Origin of the sequence: Asticcacaulis sp. (assembly GCF_027484505.1) — a bacterium.
Classification (GTDB): Bacteria; Pseudomonadota; Alphaproteobacteria; order Caulobacterales; family Caulobacteraceae; genus Asticcacaulis.
In genome coordinates this window covers 1-11,762 of the sequence record NZ_JAIXSV010000368.1, presented here as the reverse complement: position 1 = coordinate 11,762, position 11,762 = coordinate 1, and the positions used below count along the sequence as shown (strand labels likewise).

Genomic DNA, 11,762 nt, shown 5'->3' with positions numbered 1-11,762 from the left:
CCGGCCGTGAATAAGTCCACATCGAAGCCATCTCCTACGCAGTGACAGGCGAATTCCGCACGGTCACAGCATCCTGGAAGCCAGATCGCAGCACAACATATCTTATACCCAGGGCGCCAATAGGAAACATCATCCAAAATGATCGCGGGGCGAGTTATTTTCCATAATTACAAGATTGGCGCAGGTGATGTCCGCCGCCTTAGCTGGCGAGGGCAGGGCAGCCGACAACCCCATGAAAAGACACAGCATTGCCGCAATTGGGGTCAGTTTTTTTTTGAGTTCAGCCCAGACCAGCTGCACACGGCCATCATCACCATTCCGCCATATCGAGAGGTCAATCAGGGCCTCTGCGGGATCAACACCCGCCAGTTCTGCAATTCGAAGCATCGTTGCATCCGACGGCCAATTTCGGCGGGTTCTCATGCAAGAAACCACCGGAGAACTGACGCCGATAGCCTTGCAGAGCTGATTATCAGACGGAATATTGTTCCGTTGTTTGGCGGCATCCAAGTAATCGTCAATCGAGCGCATTGAAACCCCCTCTCCATATGGGTGCTAGGTATTAAGAGACGCCAAAAACGGCGTTGACAAGGCAAAGGGCCTGTCCGTTTCCTAGGCACTAGGAGGTGCCATGCACCTTCTCCGCCGCCCTCTCCACAAGGGTTCCCGGTCGCCGTCCCCTGCGGTGACCGGGAATGGAGGTGGCAGGGCGGCTTTCCCTCACTGTGGAGAGCATCATGGCGAATGGCACCTTTTCCCTTGACGAAAAGAAGCACCTTGGCACCGGCAAGTTCCGGACCCTGTCCCTGACGGTCGGGTTCAGCGTGGAAGCGAACCCGAACTACGACGCCAACAAGGAAGGCAGCCCCTTCTATCGCGTCAGCGCCAAGGCCGCTGACGGCGACGCCGTCCAGATCGGTTCGGCCTGGGTTCGGTTCGCGCGGGAAGGCGGCGGGAAATACCTGTCCTTTTCGCTGGACGATCCGAGCTTTCAGGAACCCCTTTCCTTCGCCGCGTTCCCCTTGGCCAAGGTCAAGCCGGACGCGCCGCAGGAATTCGAGCTGGTCTGGTCGCGGCCCCGCGGTTGAGGGGGCGGCCATGGAACCTCTGACACGATCCGAGCTGGTGGCGCAGGCCAGAGCGTCAGTAAAATGGGCGGGCATCTATCGCCGGCAGGGAGACCGCGCCAACTGCGCCTTCCTGCTGCAAATGGCGGCGACGGCCCGGAAAACGGCGGGGGCCTGCCATGGCCCCCAATAAATTCCCCGTGACCGCGCACATTCCCGGCGGCGATCCGACCACGTCCATGTTCCGGTGCGCGGATTGTTCCTTTTTCATCCGTAACGCCCCGAACCGGTACGAGCCCCGCCCCATGCATGGCCGGTGCGATAAGGCGCGGCAGATGCGGGGCACGCTGACGGTGCCGCCAATCCCCCTGGATACTGACGCGTGCAAGTATTTCCAGATGCGGCCGGCCAACGTGCCGCCGCCCCCCCCCGTGACTTGTCACGGCTGATCCATGGGTAGAACCCCGGCAGAACGGCAGGCAGCCCGGCGGAAGCGTGATGCATCCGCTGGGTTGACTGCGTTCACGGACAGGGTTCCGGTTTCGTCTATCGCCGGCCTGCGGGAGCTGTGCGAGGCGCTTCGCAAGAACCCCGGCCTGGAGGTGTCTCCGGTTCCGCTTCGGAACCCGGCCACCGGAAAGCTTGTCGGCCTTGCCGCCGCACTGCGGGGGCCGAAATGAGACAGCTATCCAGCGAAGCGGCTGGCGGGTTTAGTCGTCAAGCTTTAATGGGGGGACCCGCGAAGCGGGGGGCACCGTTCATGCTTGACGTCCCCCCCATTCAAGGATTTCCTGTCCTTCCCCTGCCGGCACGGCGGGGGAAGGATGCCTCTGCGGCGAGCGTTTTTTATGGCCTTTTTCGACCTGTTCAACTTTTTCGCGAAACTCAAAAATTACAGGCACATAGTCAACCCCCCCTCCCTCTAATAGGGGGGGGTGGGCGTCCAAGAGGGGTCGGTGATGCGACCTCTCCGTGATCTCCCGGTTGTAGACATTGTGGACCCGGCGGGATACGCCAGCCTGATTTGTCAGGGCTGGGACACCTATCAGGAAGCCGTGAATGTTGAGGTGCCGCAGTCCTTGGCAGATATGCTGGACGCGGCCAAGACACGTGCGGCTGAGATGGACGAGCGCGGCGGGCAAGCCGTGTCGATCGACTTCGGCGGCGTGTCGATGCAGGTTGCCCCCTATGGCCTGAAGGGCGGCATCACGTGGGCCGTAGGCAACGATGATTACCTGATCATGATCAGCCGGGCCGCGCGCGATTGGAGCGTTTCCGTCCGGTATCTGGCGGCGGGCCTGTGGGAATATGGCCTGGATTATCTCATGGAGCGGATGGAAGGCATCCTGTGTGATGCCGGCATGACCCCGAAGGGCGATGACTGGCGGCGACCATCCCGCGCCGATTGGGCCTTCGATATCTATTCGCCGGCCTTCACTAAGGAAATGCGGCCTGAGCTGGTCAATCAGCTGTGCGCCCATTCCAGCACAAAGCAGAACACGGAATTGCAGGTCTCGACCTGGGGGCATTCATGCCGGTTGGAGACGCTGACCATCGGCAAGGATCGTTCCGGCCTGCAAATTCAGGTCTATGACAAGCTGCGGGAAATCAAGGAAGCATCCGGCAAGACATGGATGATTGATCTCTGGCGCCGTGAAGGGTTGAACCCGCCTGACGATGAAATCCGGGACATGTGGCGGTTGGAAGTCCGGATGGGGTCTGACTTCCTGAAAGACCGGAACATCCGCGCCTATGCTCAGTTGAAGGAATTTCTGCCGGCCCTGCTGTCTGAAGCGCTGATGACCCGTCGCCTGGGGCAGCCCCAGGGCGGGGACAGCCGCAAGCGCCGATGGCCGATGCATCCGATGTGGGCGCGGGCCTATCTGGCGACAGAGGCAAGCGCGATGCTGCCCCTTGGGCGGTATGTGACCGGCGCGCGGAATGCGGTGTCGGATCAGCTGGCGGCACAGATCGCGGGGACGATCCGCAGCCGCATGGTTCTGGACGGGATGGGGGAATTCCGGCCTGGGGACTTTGATCAGGTCATGAAGGATGTGCGGGAAATCCTGCTGAGTGATCAGCATGGCCCGCAGAAGGTGGAGAAGGCGGCGGAACGCTATCGCTACATAGACGAGGCTCGCTGATGAAAGAAGAAAGCAAGATCACGGTCTGTATTCAGAAGATACGCAGGATCCGTGAAATCCCGCCAATGCTTGCGATCAACAAGCTTCCAGAGCTTCTGGACACGTTGGATGCGGCGCTGACGGAAATACAGGAGAGGCTTGATGGCCAACCCCGGTGACACCATCGGCACGTCCCCATGCCCAGTCTGCGCCAAGTCGGCCCCGGTCAAGCTGGACCGGAACGGCAAGGCCTACTGCGTGTGCAGCCGTGCCAAGGGCAAGGGGGGCTGCGGTAGCAAGCTTTTCATCGCCCGTGAAGCCTCAGAACGTCTGATCCAGGAATTCGAAAATGCCAATCGAGATGAAGCCGGCACCCCGGCCAAAGAACCCGTCCCCGGAAACCCCGGCGCTCCCGTCCCCGGCCCCGGAAGTGCCCCCGGCTTCCGCGACCGAGCATGGTTCAACCGCATCAGAACCGCCCGCCAGTCCTGAGGCGAGCCATTTCGACGGCATTATCGTTGCAGAACCGGCGGGCACGGCAGAACCTGAAGTCATTCCGCCGAATGTAAATCCGCCCCCCACTGGGGCGATATCGAAAGAGGCTTTCGCCGGCATGCTGAGGCAGGCGATGGTTATGGTCGGTAGCATGCTGGGGCTGCGGACGATTGAAGAAGCACCCGATCAGTCCAGCTTTCCGGCCGCTGCTCAGGCCCTGTACGACAGCATCGTTGACACGCCCTCACTCCATTTCCTGATCAAACCAGAGACAGCATGGGGTGCGCGTATCCTGGCTATCGGCATGTTCGCGGTGCCCATGGCAAGAGGGGTGCAAGCCGAATTGGCCGAGCGGCGCAAAAATCGGCCTGTGCAGAGCGCGGGCAAGCGTCCGCCCCCTGCATCGCCCCAACCGGTCCAGACCGCACCCACGCCCCCGCCAGAGCCCGCCCAGACCGAAATGGGGAACGTTATGGTGGTGCCCGGCCAATCCACGCGGGTTGGCATTCTGGACACCCTGTCCGGTGTTCCGGGCTGATCCGGGGCGCGTCGGGGTCTGGGGAGGATCGCAGAGCGGAAAGACCCGCTATGCGAAGGCCCTGGCGCGCTCTTTCCCCCGCCGTATCGTGCTGGACTATCTGGACGCCTGGGGGGACCTCTGCCCCCAGCGTGCAGGCACCATCAACCAGCTGCTGGATCATATCAAGGCGGGTTGGGCCGGCCAGATCGCGGCGCGCTATGTCCCGCCGCGCGGCGTCAATCCTGTCGAGGCGTTGGCCATCCTGTCGGACCTGCTCTTCAAGGTGCAGCAGCCGTACAAGGATGGGCGGGACAACAGGCACCTATGGCTGATCGTGGAAGAGATGGCCGATCCGGCCCCCCTGACCCTGCGGGCGGCAACGCCCTTTGGGCAGCTGTGCCGCTATGGCAGGCACCATGGCATCGGGATCGTTGGCATCTCACAGCGCATGGCCGAAGTGACACCCACCTTCCGGGGCAATTGTGAGACGCATGTCTTCTTCCGAATGGATGGAGCACGCGACCTGCAAGCGGCGGGGGATCGGGTGAAACCCATTGATCCTGCCTATGTCCGGGAACTATCTCTGTTGCAGAATAATCACGGTTTGAAGGTGTCTGCCGGAAAAGTGGAAAGGGTCAAAAATTCATGAAATGAGCTATATAGCTATATAGCCATATAGCTATATGGGATTTGCGTCAAATATTCGGCCTGCATCATGGTCCCCGCATCGAAACCGGTGCGGGGATTTTTCTTCATGGACAAAGGCGATGTTAAAGCGGTGCTGATCGGCGTCGTCATCACCGTTGTATCCATGACGATCTATCACCGTTTCCTTGAACCCATGTGGGAGACGAAGTGACATGCCGAATATGGGCGACATCAAGACTGTGCTGCTGGCTGCCGCTGGCGTGATTGTGGCCGGCATCATTCTGTACCAGGGCCGGGACATCGGCATTCTGAACACCGCGCATAAGGGCTTCGACTACATCGGCTGATGCCGGTGCAGTCGAGATAGGAGGCGCGCGAAATGCTGCACCGGCCCATGAAGCTGCCATCGTTCTCCGCCGTGCAGGCGGGTGCGACGGCGTCCCTCAACCTTCCGGTGGGTCCGACCTACCGACAGTTGGCACTGCTGTACAAGAAGGCCGGTGTGAATGCGACGGAAGCCCAGATGGCGACCGACCTGATCCGCATCCGCCTGAAGATCAATGGTTCGGTTCGCTTCGATATTTCGGCGGCCGATTACATCAATCTGATCAAGGATCAGGGCTTTACCATCAATGCCGGTGAGCTGCCGATCTTCTTGTCTCGCCCGACCGCCCGCACGCCGCAGCTCGAAGAGGACGGCGCATGGGGTACGGCCAATGTGGCAACCTTCACCCTGGAAGTCGATATTGTGCCGGGTGCGGGTGTGGTGACCCTGGATGGCGTGGCCTGGACAACGGCGGATCGCCGTCCCCTGAATGGCATCATCCAGACGCTGCCGTTCACCTATCAGGCTGCGACCTCTGGACAGGTGGAAATTCCGACCCTGCCGCGCGGCAATGGCGATCTCTGGGCCCTCTACCTGTTCACGTCGAACATGACGGCCTTCGAGATGGAAATCGACGGCGTGAAGATTTCCGACGCGCCCATGTCGTTCATCACGAATAGCCGGAAGTGGACGGGGCGGGTGCCTCAGGCTGGCCTGTTCGTGTTCGAACCGACGTGGCTGGACCGTGGCGAAGATCGTATCCCGCTGGCCGGCGCGCAGGATTTCCGCCTGAAGCTGACCATGTCCGCCGCCGAGACGATCCGCATCTACATGGATACCGTCATCGCGCCGCTGGGCATCGTGGTGCCCCGCGCGGCCTGATCCAGGGGAGGGGGCGATGGCTTCCACATTCGACCCGCTTTCTACCGGCACCACCTACGTTGATCCGCGTCAAACGACGACGGTCAACGATTGGGGGTCCGTGATCCAAGGCATCGCCGGGGGCTTCTTCAACTGGCAGACGGCGAAGTCCACCGGTGTTGCACCGGGCCAGCAATACGGCACCGCCGGACAGGTCCCGCAGACGCGGACCTATGCCGGTGGGGCGATGCCGATGGACTTCACGCCCCTGATCCTGCTGGGGGGCTTCGGGCTGGCCGCTGTGCTGCTGCTGAGGAAGTGAGATGACAGTCCCGATCCCCAATCTGAACCTGACGGACGCGGGCACGGCCACCAGCGGCATCAATGGTGCGCCCGTGATCCAGTGGGGGTCCCCTTTCGCTGTGGGGAGTGCGGCACAGGCGACGGCGGACAATCAGGCAAGAGCCACCGCGACCGGCGACCCGTCCAGCGGCAACGGTGGCGGGGCCATAGGGGCCGGCATGCCGGGTGGTGGTGGCATCAACTGGCTGGCTGTAGCGGTGGCAGCCGGCGTTGTCGGTATCGCCTATTTGGCGTCGAGGTGAACCATGGGCCTGTTCGGCGGCGGCAATTCCAGCAGTTCGCAAACCACCTACACGAACCTGAATGATGACCGGGTAGCGGCGGCGGATAGCTCGACCCTCTACCATACGGCTGGCGGGGACGTGACCCAAAGCCAGAGCCTGACGGATGTGGGGAATACCTACAATCTGGACGGCGGCGCCATCGCCGGCAGCTTTGGCTTTGCCGACAGCGCTTTTGGTCAGGCCGTGGATGTCGTTGGGCGGGCAAATACCACGATTGCCGAGACCGCTGTCCAGACACAGAAGTCTGCCCTGGGCTTCGGGTCGGACGCCTTGTCCTTTGGGGAACAGGCCCTTGCCCTGTCTGGGCAGACAAGCGACCGGGCATTGACCTCGAACAACAATGCGCTGAACAGCGCGTTGGGGTTCGGTGAGAAGGCCTTCGAGACCGTGAACGCGGCGGGAGGGCAGGTGGTGAAGGCCACCGACAGTGCCTTGGGTTTCGGGGAAAAGTCGCTCAGTCTGGCTGATCGTGCGGTCACTTCGACCAACAGCTCGCTGAACAGCGCGTTGAGTTTTGGAGCAACGGCGTTCGAAACCGTGAACGCGGCAGGCGGACAGGTGGTGAAGGCCACCGACAGCGCCCTGCAGTTCGGTGAGCGGGCTTTCGAGACCGTGAACGCGGCAGGCGGACAGGTGGTGAAGGCCACCGACAGCGCCCTGCAGTTCGGTGAGCGGGCTTTCGAGACCGTGAACGCAGCAGGCGGGCAGGTGGTGAAGGCCGCCGACAGTGCCTTGGGTTTCGGCGAGAAGGCCTTTCAGACGGTCGATAACGCCGGGAAGCGCAGCCTGGATGCGGCCAACGCGGCCCTGGGTTTTGGGGAGAAGTCCTTTCAGGCAGTTGATAATGCAGGCCAGCGAACGGTGGATGCGGCCAACGCTGCGCTGGGTTTCGGCGAGAAGTCATTCGAATTCGCAGCAGCATCAACGGGGCAGGCCATTGGTGCAGTGCAGGCCGCCGCAAATTCTGCTCTGGGCTTCGGGGAAAAATCCCTTCAGTTCGGGGTTCAGTCGTTCGGGGCTGTGGACAAGGCATACGACAAGGCGGCGGGGCTGGTCGACAAGTCCTTGGGGCTGGTGGACAGCCAGGGCCGGGCGGCGCTGGACTTCGCCAAGACGGCACAGGTCAGCGCTGCGGAAGGGCTGGCCACGAACACGGCTACGCTGGCCAAGGCCCTGGATACGGCCCGTGCCAGCAATGACGAAAAGCTGGTGCAAACAATCGTGCCCTGGATCGCCGGGGCTGGCGCGGTGGCAATCATCGCCATGGCATGGAGGGGGCGTTGAGCGTCGCTTTTTCGGTCGATATCCGAAAGCTGGTAATCGCCGCTGGCGTGCGGGAAACGATTTATGGCGTGGGAAACACGTTCACGGTGCTGACCGCCGACGTGGCGGGGAACACCGACCCGGATTTCCGGATCGGTCTCGGCGATCAGTCTCCTGTGCGCTTCGCACGGGGGCTGCGGTACCGGATGCCGGATGGCGAGCAATTCTCCGGCCTGACGATTGAGAACCCGGCTGGTGCTGCTGGTCCGCTAAACATCTCCATCATGATCGCCCAGGGCGACGTGTCGGACGAGCGGGCTCAACTGGTCGGAACCGTCAACGCCAATATCCTGTCGATGCCTGCGGTAACCATCGCCGCCGGCCAGACCCTGAACATCGGCACCATGCCGGCTGTAGCGATCTCTGGCACCCCGACAGTCGGTATTGCGGCTGGCCAGACCCTGAACATCGGCACCATGCCGGCTGTAGCGATCTCTGGCACGCCGACTGTGGCTGTGGCCAGTCCACCGACCGGGGCATCAGTAGTCACAGAAAGCAATTTTTCGGCAGATACCATTCAGCGCGTCTGTCTGCCGGCCAGTACGTCCCGTTTGTCGGTGATGATCCAGAACATGGGGCCCGCGACCGTAAGGGTGGGTATGTTTGTGACGGCCGGGAGCGGGATCAGGCTGCGGCCAGGGCAGGCACTGACGATGGATATCGCAGGGGAAATCCGCTGCATCTGTGACAGCGGCACGGCAACGCTGATGCGCCAATGGGTGAGCAAATGATGATCCTCTCGGGGGCGCCTGATACCTACACGGCAAATGCCTGTGCACAGGTCGCCAGTACGTCGAATGCATGGGTGCAGGTGATTGCGCCTGGAGCCAATGCGGCCGGAATTTACGTCTCGCACGTCTTTTGTTTATTCGGCGCTCAATCGGCCCAATATCGCGCCCATACGGCGCTGCCTGCATCGGATGCGGATGGCGTCGGTTTTGCTCACGCGGGGGGAACGTCCACCAGTACCGGGGCGGTAGACCCCAACTGTAAGCGGGCTGATGTCGGGGCGATCATCCCGGCCGGGCAGGGGCTCTACTGCAAGTCCGACCAGTGGTCCTCAATCTTCTATCGGGTGCTGTGATGGCTATGGTTGACGATAATCCTGTGCTGATCACGATCAGCGATATGGTGCAATCCGTCACGATCCTGAGCGACGGCACCGAAATTGTCACATGGCAGGCACCGCCGCCGCCGCCCGCCGAGGGGGATTGACATGGACCTTTCCGCGCTCGCCTTTGCTGGCCTGTCCGCCTTGGCTTGGCTGCACAGCAAGAACCCGGTGGTGCTGGCCGATCTTACCAAGAACATGGGGCAGGGCGTCTCGAACGCTGTGGGGCAAGTCTTTGGCCGCACGCTGACGGAAGCACAGGTCCGCAATCTCGCCCAATCGACCGTATCGACCTATTTCCCGCGTGTTGATCCCAACATGCTGGTCGCCATGGCATCGATCGAAAGCAGCTTTCGGGCGGATGCGATCCGGTACGAGCCGCAGGTGGATGATGGATCAACCGGCCTCATGCAGACGCTGGTGGGCACCGCCCATTGGCTATGGGAGCAGATGGGCGCGCGTGCCTTTGGGGAGCCCACGCCGCAGAGCCTGTTGGACCCGGCGCAGTCCATGTATTTCGGCGCGGCCTATGTGAACTGGCTGCGGACCTATGGCGGCAAGGCCCGGTCCGAAGAATGGATCGTGCGCGCCTATAATGGCGGCCCTGGCTGGGAAGGGCGGGCCGGCGCCGTCACGCAGACCGCCAACCATTGGGCAAAGTATCAGGCCGCACGCGGGAGGTTCGGATAATGCCATGGCTCCCGATTGCTGCCGTCGTTGCCCTGGGGACTGGCTCGGGCCTCTTGGGGTGGAAGCTTGGTGAAGAGCTGGGCTCCACCACCCGGTGGGCGCTGATCGGCGGCGGCGCCTTCATCCTCGCCAAGCACTTCAAGGTGATTTGATGCTGGAATTCCTGCCCTTCCTTGAAACCGGCGGCATCTGGGCCTGCGCCGCCCTGCTTTATCTGACGCGCGGGGAGCTGCGCTCGCTGGCGTCGAAACTGGCCAACCACGAACGGCGCATTCGGCGCTTGGAGACCATCAATGACAAACATCATCGCGTTGCTGCGGAAGCATAAGCGGGGTTCGGCAGTCGCCGGCACCCTTGTCACCCTGGCACTGCTGCTGGCCGGTGTCGATCAGGACACGGCGCAGCTGATCGGCACGCAGGCGGGGGAGGTGGTCAATGTGTCGCCGTAACCTGCGGCGCGTCGCCGCCGCCGAACGGGAACAGGCCGAGAGCTTTGACCAGGCCGAACCCGTGGACACCGAAGCGATGGGTCAGGAAGGGCCGCGCCGTGACGCGCAGGGCCGGTTCCTGCCCAAGGATGGCTGATCATGTACAATCCCGCCGGGATGGCCACCAGCGTTCGTGACACCGGGATATGGGGACCGACGCTGACACCGTCGATCAATACCAACATCGTGTTCGATCCGATCCCGGCGGCACCGCTTATCCCTTTTCCGGTCCTGAAGATCGCCCCGAATGACAGCGTGCCGATGAACAACACCGGTCCTGTGCCCGGCAGCGGGCAATCATGGTGGAACAGCTTCAAGGACAGCGTCGAGAACGGCGCGGTATGGTTCGGCAATTCCGTGTCGGAATTCGTCACAGGAGACCCGATCATTGAAGAGGCAGCCCCGCCGCCTACCGCTGCCGATACCAACGGCGCCACCATGCTGCTGGTCGCGGGTGCCGTCGCCATTCTGCTGATCAAGGGGCGTTGAGATGCCGGCCACGGGCAGCCCCTATATCAGGAGCTATGGCACGATCACGGGGACCAAGATCATTCCGCCTGGGGCTGATCCCCTACAGGATTGGGATGCGCTCCCGAACTATCTCGAACCGCCCAAGGAAGGCCTCTTTGGGCTGCCGGTCTGGGCTACGGCGCTATTGGTCGGCGGCGTCGCATTCGGTCTCTATCAGGCTGTAACCCGACGATAGCAGCCGGCGTGCATGCCGTTCCGTTGTGCCGATGGCGCGGGCGATGTCCATCACAGACGCGCCCGCGTTTTTCATGGCGCGGGCCTGCTGTATCCGCAGGTCTGTAAGGGCCGCCCGGTCCTGTTTCCGCCGCATTTTCAAGGCCAGTTCGACCCGCTCCCGCGTCGAGGTAGTCCGGATCATCACCAGGGTGATTGCACGCTCCAGCGAGTGTCCATCCTGTTGCAGCGCCGCCACAAAATCGGGGATTTGCTCAAAAATCTGCTTTGCGGGATGCGGCTTCGGCGGCGGCGGTGGATCAAATCTGTCGGCCCGTCTGCGCAGTATTTCCGCCGTGACCTCGTAATAATCCGCCAACGCCCGTAGGGCATCCGGCGGCATCATGGCGATGATATTATCCTCACGCATGGTGGCAGCCTGCCATCACACAACCTGACATAGAAGTGTATGGCTTCACACGGTAAATGGCTGATATCGTGAGATAATCCGCCACCTACGTAGCGCGGACATAATAATTTCCATAATTACAATTAGCGCGCTGGAGTGACCTTTCGGAGCTGGCCCCACATCCACTCCGAATTGCCGGCCGGCTGCGCAACGCTGTGGAACACAAAAACCAGGTGCGTTTCAGGGGCCGGCGGTTTCAACCTTAATTTTTACACTCTAGCACAGGATGGGCGGAAAGTCAGCTTTGGGGGTGACGACATGGAAGGGGCGAAGGGCGGCTCTGTTGCAGGCCCGCGACAGGAAGGCCGCAT

Annotated in this window: 23 protein-coding genes; 21 read left to right on the top strand and 2 right to left on the bottom strand. The window is 61.9% G+C overall.

The features are described 5' to 3' along the window. Positions 1–129 precede the first annotated feature (129 nt). Positions 130–531, bottom strand: coding sequence for a hypothetical protein (locus Q0072_RS21825; RefSeq protein WP_298334152.1), 402 nt, complete (start codon positions 529–531; stop codon positions 130–132). A gap of 206 nt (positions 532–737) precedes the next feature. Between Q0072_RS21825 and Q0072_RS21820 the strand changes: the two genes are divergently transcribed. The 21 genes from Q0072_RS21820 to Q0072_RS21720 all read left to right on the top strand — a co-directional run bounded on the left by Q0072_RS21820 (position 738) and on the right by Q0072_RS21720 (position 10,787). Further along, positions 738–1,088, top strand: coding sequence for a DUF736 domain-containing protein (locus tag Q0072_RS21820; RefSeq protein ID WP_298334149.1), 351 nt, complete (start codon positions 738–740; stop codon positions 1,086–1,088). Between the two features lie 10 nt (positions 1,089–1,098). Continuing rightward, positions 1,099–1,260: a hypothetical protein gene (locus Q0072_RS21815; protein ID WP_298334146.1), complete on the top strand. Its 162-nt coding sequence runs from the start codon at positions 1,099–1,101 to the stop codon at positions 1,258–1,260. A gap of 766 nt (positions 1,261–2,026) precedes the next feature. Further along, entirely contained in the window at positions 2,027–3,211 is a 1,185-nt protein-coding gene (locus Q0072_RS21810; RefSeq protein ID WP_298334143.1) for a replication initiation factor domain-containing protein, read from the top strand. Continuing rightward, the gene (locus Q0072_RS21805) at positions 3,211–3,369 is read left to right on the top strand and encodes a hypothetical protein (RefSeq protein ID WP_298334140.1); all 159 of its coding nucleotides are present in this window, start codon (positions 3,211–3,213) and stop codon (positions 3,367–3,369) included. The genes Q0072_RS21810 and Q0072_RS21805 overlap by 1 nt, the downstream gene beginning before the upstream one ends. Further along, positions 3,353–3,682 carry a hypothetical protein gene (locus Q0072_RS21800; RefSeq protein ID WP_298334137.1) on the top strand — a complete coding sequence of 110 codons (330 nt, stop codon included), beginning with the start codon at positions 3,353–3,355 and terminating at the stop codon, positions 3,680–3,682. The genes Q0072_RS21805 and Q0072_RS21800 overlap by 17 nt, the downstream gene beginning before the upstream one ends. A 142-nt stretch (positions 3,683–3,824) precedes the next feature. Continuing rightward, complete coding sequence (locus tag Q0072_RS21795) at positions 3,825–4,223, top strand: hypothetical protein (protein ID WP_298334135.1); 399 nt, start codon at positions 3,825–3,827, stop codon at positions 4,221–4,223. Continuing rightward, positions 4,210–4,854: a hypothetical protein gene (locus Q0072_RS21790; protein WP_298334132.1), complete on the top strand. Its 645-nt coding sequence runs from the start codon at positions 4,210–4,212 to the stop codon at positions 4,852–4,854. The genes Q0072_RS21795 and Q0072_RS21790 overlap by 14 nt, the downstream gene beginning before the upstream one ends. A 211-nt stretch (positions 4,855–5,065) precedes the next feature. Continuing rightward, positions 5,066–5,200 (top strand): hypothetical protein, encoded by a 135-nt coding sequence (locus Q0072_RS21785; RefSeq protein ID WP_298334129.1) that lies wholly within the window; start codon positions 5,066–5,068, stop codon positions 5,198–5,200. 32 nt (positions 5,201–5,232) lie between these two features. After that, complete coding sequence (locus Q0072_RS21780; protein ID WP_298334126.1) at positions 5,233–6,060, top strand: major capsid protein P2; 828 nt, start codon at positions 5,233–5,235, stop codon at positions 6,058–6,060. Positions 6,061–6,076: 16 nt separating this feature from the next. Further along, a complete protein-coding gene (locus Q0072_RS21775) occupies positions 6,077–6,361 on the top strand; it encodes a hypothetical protein (protein WP_298334123.1) in 285 nt (94 codons plus the stop codon). A gap of 1 nt (position 6,362) precedes the next feature. After that, positions 6,363–6,644, top strand: coding sequence for a hypothetical protein (locus Q0072_RS21770; protein ID WP_298334120.1), 282 nt, complete (start codon positions 6,363–6,365; stop codon positions 6,642–6,644). A gap of 3 nt (positions 6,645–6,647) precedes the next feature. After that, on the top strand, positions 6,648–7,970 hold the full coding sequence (locus tag Q0072_RS21765) for a hypothetical protein (protein WP_298334117.1): 1,323 nt from the start codon (positions 6,648–6,650) through the stop codon (positions 7,968–7,970). Next, positions 7,967–8,740: a hypothetical protein gene (locus tag Q0072_RS21760; protein WP_298334114.1), complete on the top strand. Its 774-nt coding sequence runs from the start codon at positions 7,967–7,969 to the stop codon at positions 8,738–8,740. The genes Q0072_RS21765 and Q0072_RS21760 overlap by 4 nt, the downstream gene beginning before the upstream one ends. Continuing rightward, complete coding sequence (locus tag Q0072_RS21755; RefSeq protein WP_298334110.1) at positions 8,737–9,093, top strand: hypothetical protein; 357 nt, start codon at positions 8,737–8,739, stop codon at positions 9,091–9,093. Before Q0072_RS21760 ends, Q0072_RS21755 begins: the two co-directional genes overlap by 4 nt. Further along, complete coding sequence (locus tag Q0072_RS21750; protein ID WP_298334107.1) at positions 9,093–9,224, top strand: hypothetical protein; 132 nt, start codon at positions 9,093–9,095, stop codon at positions 9,222–9,224. Before Q0072_RS21755 ends, Q0072_RS21750 begins: the two co-directional genes overlap by 1 nt. 1 nt (position 9,225) lies before the next feature. Next, positions 9,226–9,810: a transglycosylase SLT domain-containing protein gene (locus Q0072_RS21745; protein ID WP_298334104.1), complete on the top strand. Its 585-nt coding sequence runs from the start codon at positions 9,226–9,228 to the stop codon at positions 9,808–9,810. Next, positions 9,810–9,962, top strand: coding sequence for a hypothetical protein (locus Q0072_RS21740; RefSeq protein ID WP_298334101.1), 153 nt, complete (start codon positions 9,810–9,812; stop codon positions 9,960–9,962). The genes Q0072_RS21745 and Q0072_RS21740 overlap by 1 nt, the downstream gene beginning before the upstream one ends. Further along, the gene (locus Q0072_RS21735) at positions 9,962–10,138 is read left to right on the top strand and encodes a hypothetical protein (RefSeq protein WP_298334098.1); all 177 of its coding nucleotides are present in this window, start codon (positions 9,962–9,964) and stop codon (positions 10,136–10,138) included. Before Q0072_RS21740 ends, Q0072_RS21735 begins: the two co-directional genes overlap by 1 nt. After that, positions 10,104–10,259: a hypothetical protein gene (locus tag Q0072_RS21730; protein ID WP_298334094.1), complete on the top strand. Its 156-nt coding sequence runs from the start codon at positions 10,104–10,106 to the stop codon at positions 10,257–10,259. The genes Q0072_RS21735 and Q0072_RS21730 overlap by 35 nt, the downstream gene beginning before the upstream one ends. Then, positions 10,246–10,395 carry a hypothetical protein gene (locus Q0072_RS21725; RefSeq protein ID WP_298334091.1) on the top strand — a complete coding sequence of 50 codons (150 nt, stop codon included), beginning with the start codon at positions 10,246–10,248 and terminating at the stop codon, positions 10,393–10,395. Before Q0072_RS21730 ends, Q0072_RS21725 begins: the two co-directional genes overlap by 14 nt. A 2-nt stretch (positions 10,396–10,397) precedes the next feature. Beyond that, on the top strand, positions 10,398–10,787 hold the full coding sequence (locus Q0072_RS21720; protein ID WP_298334088.1) for a hypothetical protein: 390 nt from the start codon (positions 10,398–10,400) through the stop codon (positions 10,785–10,787). Between the two features lie 163 nt (positions 10,788–10,950). Here the strand turns inward: Q0072_RS21720 and Q0072_RS21715 are convergent, their stop codons facing one another. After that, positions 10,951–11,412: a hypothetical protein gene (locus tag Q0072_RS21715; protein WP_298334085.1), complete on the bottom strand. Its 462-nt coding sequence runs from the start codon at positions 11,410–11,412 to the stop codon at positions 10,951–10,953. Positions 11,413–11,762: the final 350 nt, after the last annotated feature.

Excerpts from the sequence above, each read along its gene's own strand:
- Q0072_RS21785 (WP_298334129.1), top strand. The coding sequence starts at position 5,066 with ATGCCGAATATGGGCGACATCAAGACTGTGCTGCTGGCTGCCGCTGGC.
- Q0072_RS21805 (WP_298334140.1), top strand. The coding sequence starts at position 3,211 with ATGAAAGAAGAAAGCAAGATCACGGTCTGTATTCAGAAGATACGCAGG.
- Q0072_RS21715 (WP_298334085.1), bottom strand. The coding sequence starts at position 11,412 with ATGCGTGAGGATAATATCATCGCCATGATGCCGCCGGATGCCCTACGG.
- Q0072_RS21800 (WP_298334137.1), top strand. The coding sequence starts at position 3,353 with ATGGCCAACCCCGGTGACACCATCGGCACGTCCCCATGCCCAGTCTGC.
- Q0072_RS21825 (WP_298334152.1), bottom strand. The coding sequence starts at position 531 with ATGCGCTCGATTGACGATTACTTGGATGCCGCCAAACAACGGAACAAT.
- Q0072_RS21745 (WP_298334104.1), top strand. The coding sequence starts at position 9,226 with ATGGACCTTTCCGCGCTCGCCTTTGCTGGCCTGTCCGCCTTGGCTTGG.
- Q0072_RS21795 (WP_298334135.1), top strand. The coding sequence starts at position 3,825 with ATGGTCGGTAGCATGCTGGGGCTGCGGACGATTGAAGAAGCACCCGAT.
- Q0072_RS21740 (WP_298334101.1), top strand. The coding sequence starts at position 9,810 with ATGCCATGGCTCCCGATTGCTGCCGTCGTTGCCCTGGGGACTGGCTCG.
- Q0072_RS21765 (WP_298334117.1), top strand. The coding sequence starts at position 6,648 with ATGGGCCTGTTCGGCGGCGGCAATTCCAGCAGTTCGCAAACCACCTAC.
- Q0072_RS21815 (WP_298334146.1), top strand. The coding sequence starts at position 1,099 with ATGGAACCTCTGACACGATCCGAGCTGGTGGCGCAGGCCAGAGCGTCA.
- Q0072_RS21730 (WP_298334094.1), top strand. The coding sequence starts at position 10,104 with ATGACAAACATCATCGCGTTGCTGCGGAAGCATAAGCGGGGTTCGGCA.
- Q0072_RS21820 (WP_298334149.1), top strand. The coding sequence starts at position 738 with ATGGCGAATGGCACCTTTTCCCTTGACGAAAAGAAGCACCTTGGCACC.
- Q0072_RS21735 (WP_298334098.1), top strand. The coding sequence starts at position 9,962 with ATGCTGGAATTCCTGCCCTTCCTTGAAACCGGCGGCATCTGGGCCTGC.
- Q0072_RS21750 (WP_298334107.1), top strand. The coding sequence starts at position 9,093 with ATGGCTATGGTTGACGATAATCCTGTGCTGATCACGATCAGCGATATG.
- Q0072_RS21720 (WP_298334088.1), top strand. The coding sequence starts at position 10,398 with ATGTACAATCCCGCCGGGATGGCCACCAGCGTTCGTGACACCGGGATA.
- Q0072_RS21770 (WP_298334120.1), top strand. The coding sequence starts at position 6,363 with ATGACAGTCCCGATCCCCAATCTGAACCTGACGGACGCGGGCACGGCC.
- Q0072_RS21810 (WP_298334143.1), top strand. The coding sequence starts at position 2,027 with ATGCGACCTCTCCGTGATCTCCCGGTTGTAGACATTGTGGACCCGGCG.
- Q0072_RS21775 (WP_298334123.1), top strand. The coding sequence starts at position 6,077 with ATGGCTTCCACATTCGACCCGCTTTCTACCGGCACCACCTACGTTGAT.
- Q0072_RS21755 (WP_298334110.1), top strand. The coding sequence starts at position 8,737 with ATGATGATCCTCTCGGGGGCGCCTGATACCTACACGGCAAATGCCTGT.
- Q0072_RS21725 (WP_298334091.1), top strand. The coding sequence starts at position 10,246 with ATGTGTCGCCGTAACCTGCGGCGCGTCGCCGCCGCCGAACGGGAACAG.
- Q0072_RS21780 (WP_298334126.1), top strand. The coding sequence starts at position 5,233 with ATGCTGCACCGGCCCATGAAGCTGCCATCGTTCTCCGCCGTGCAGGCG.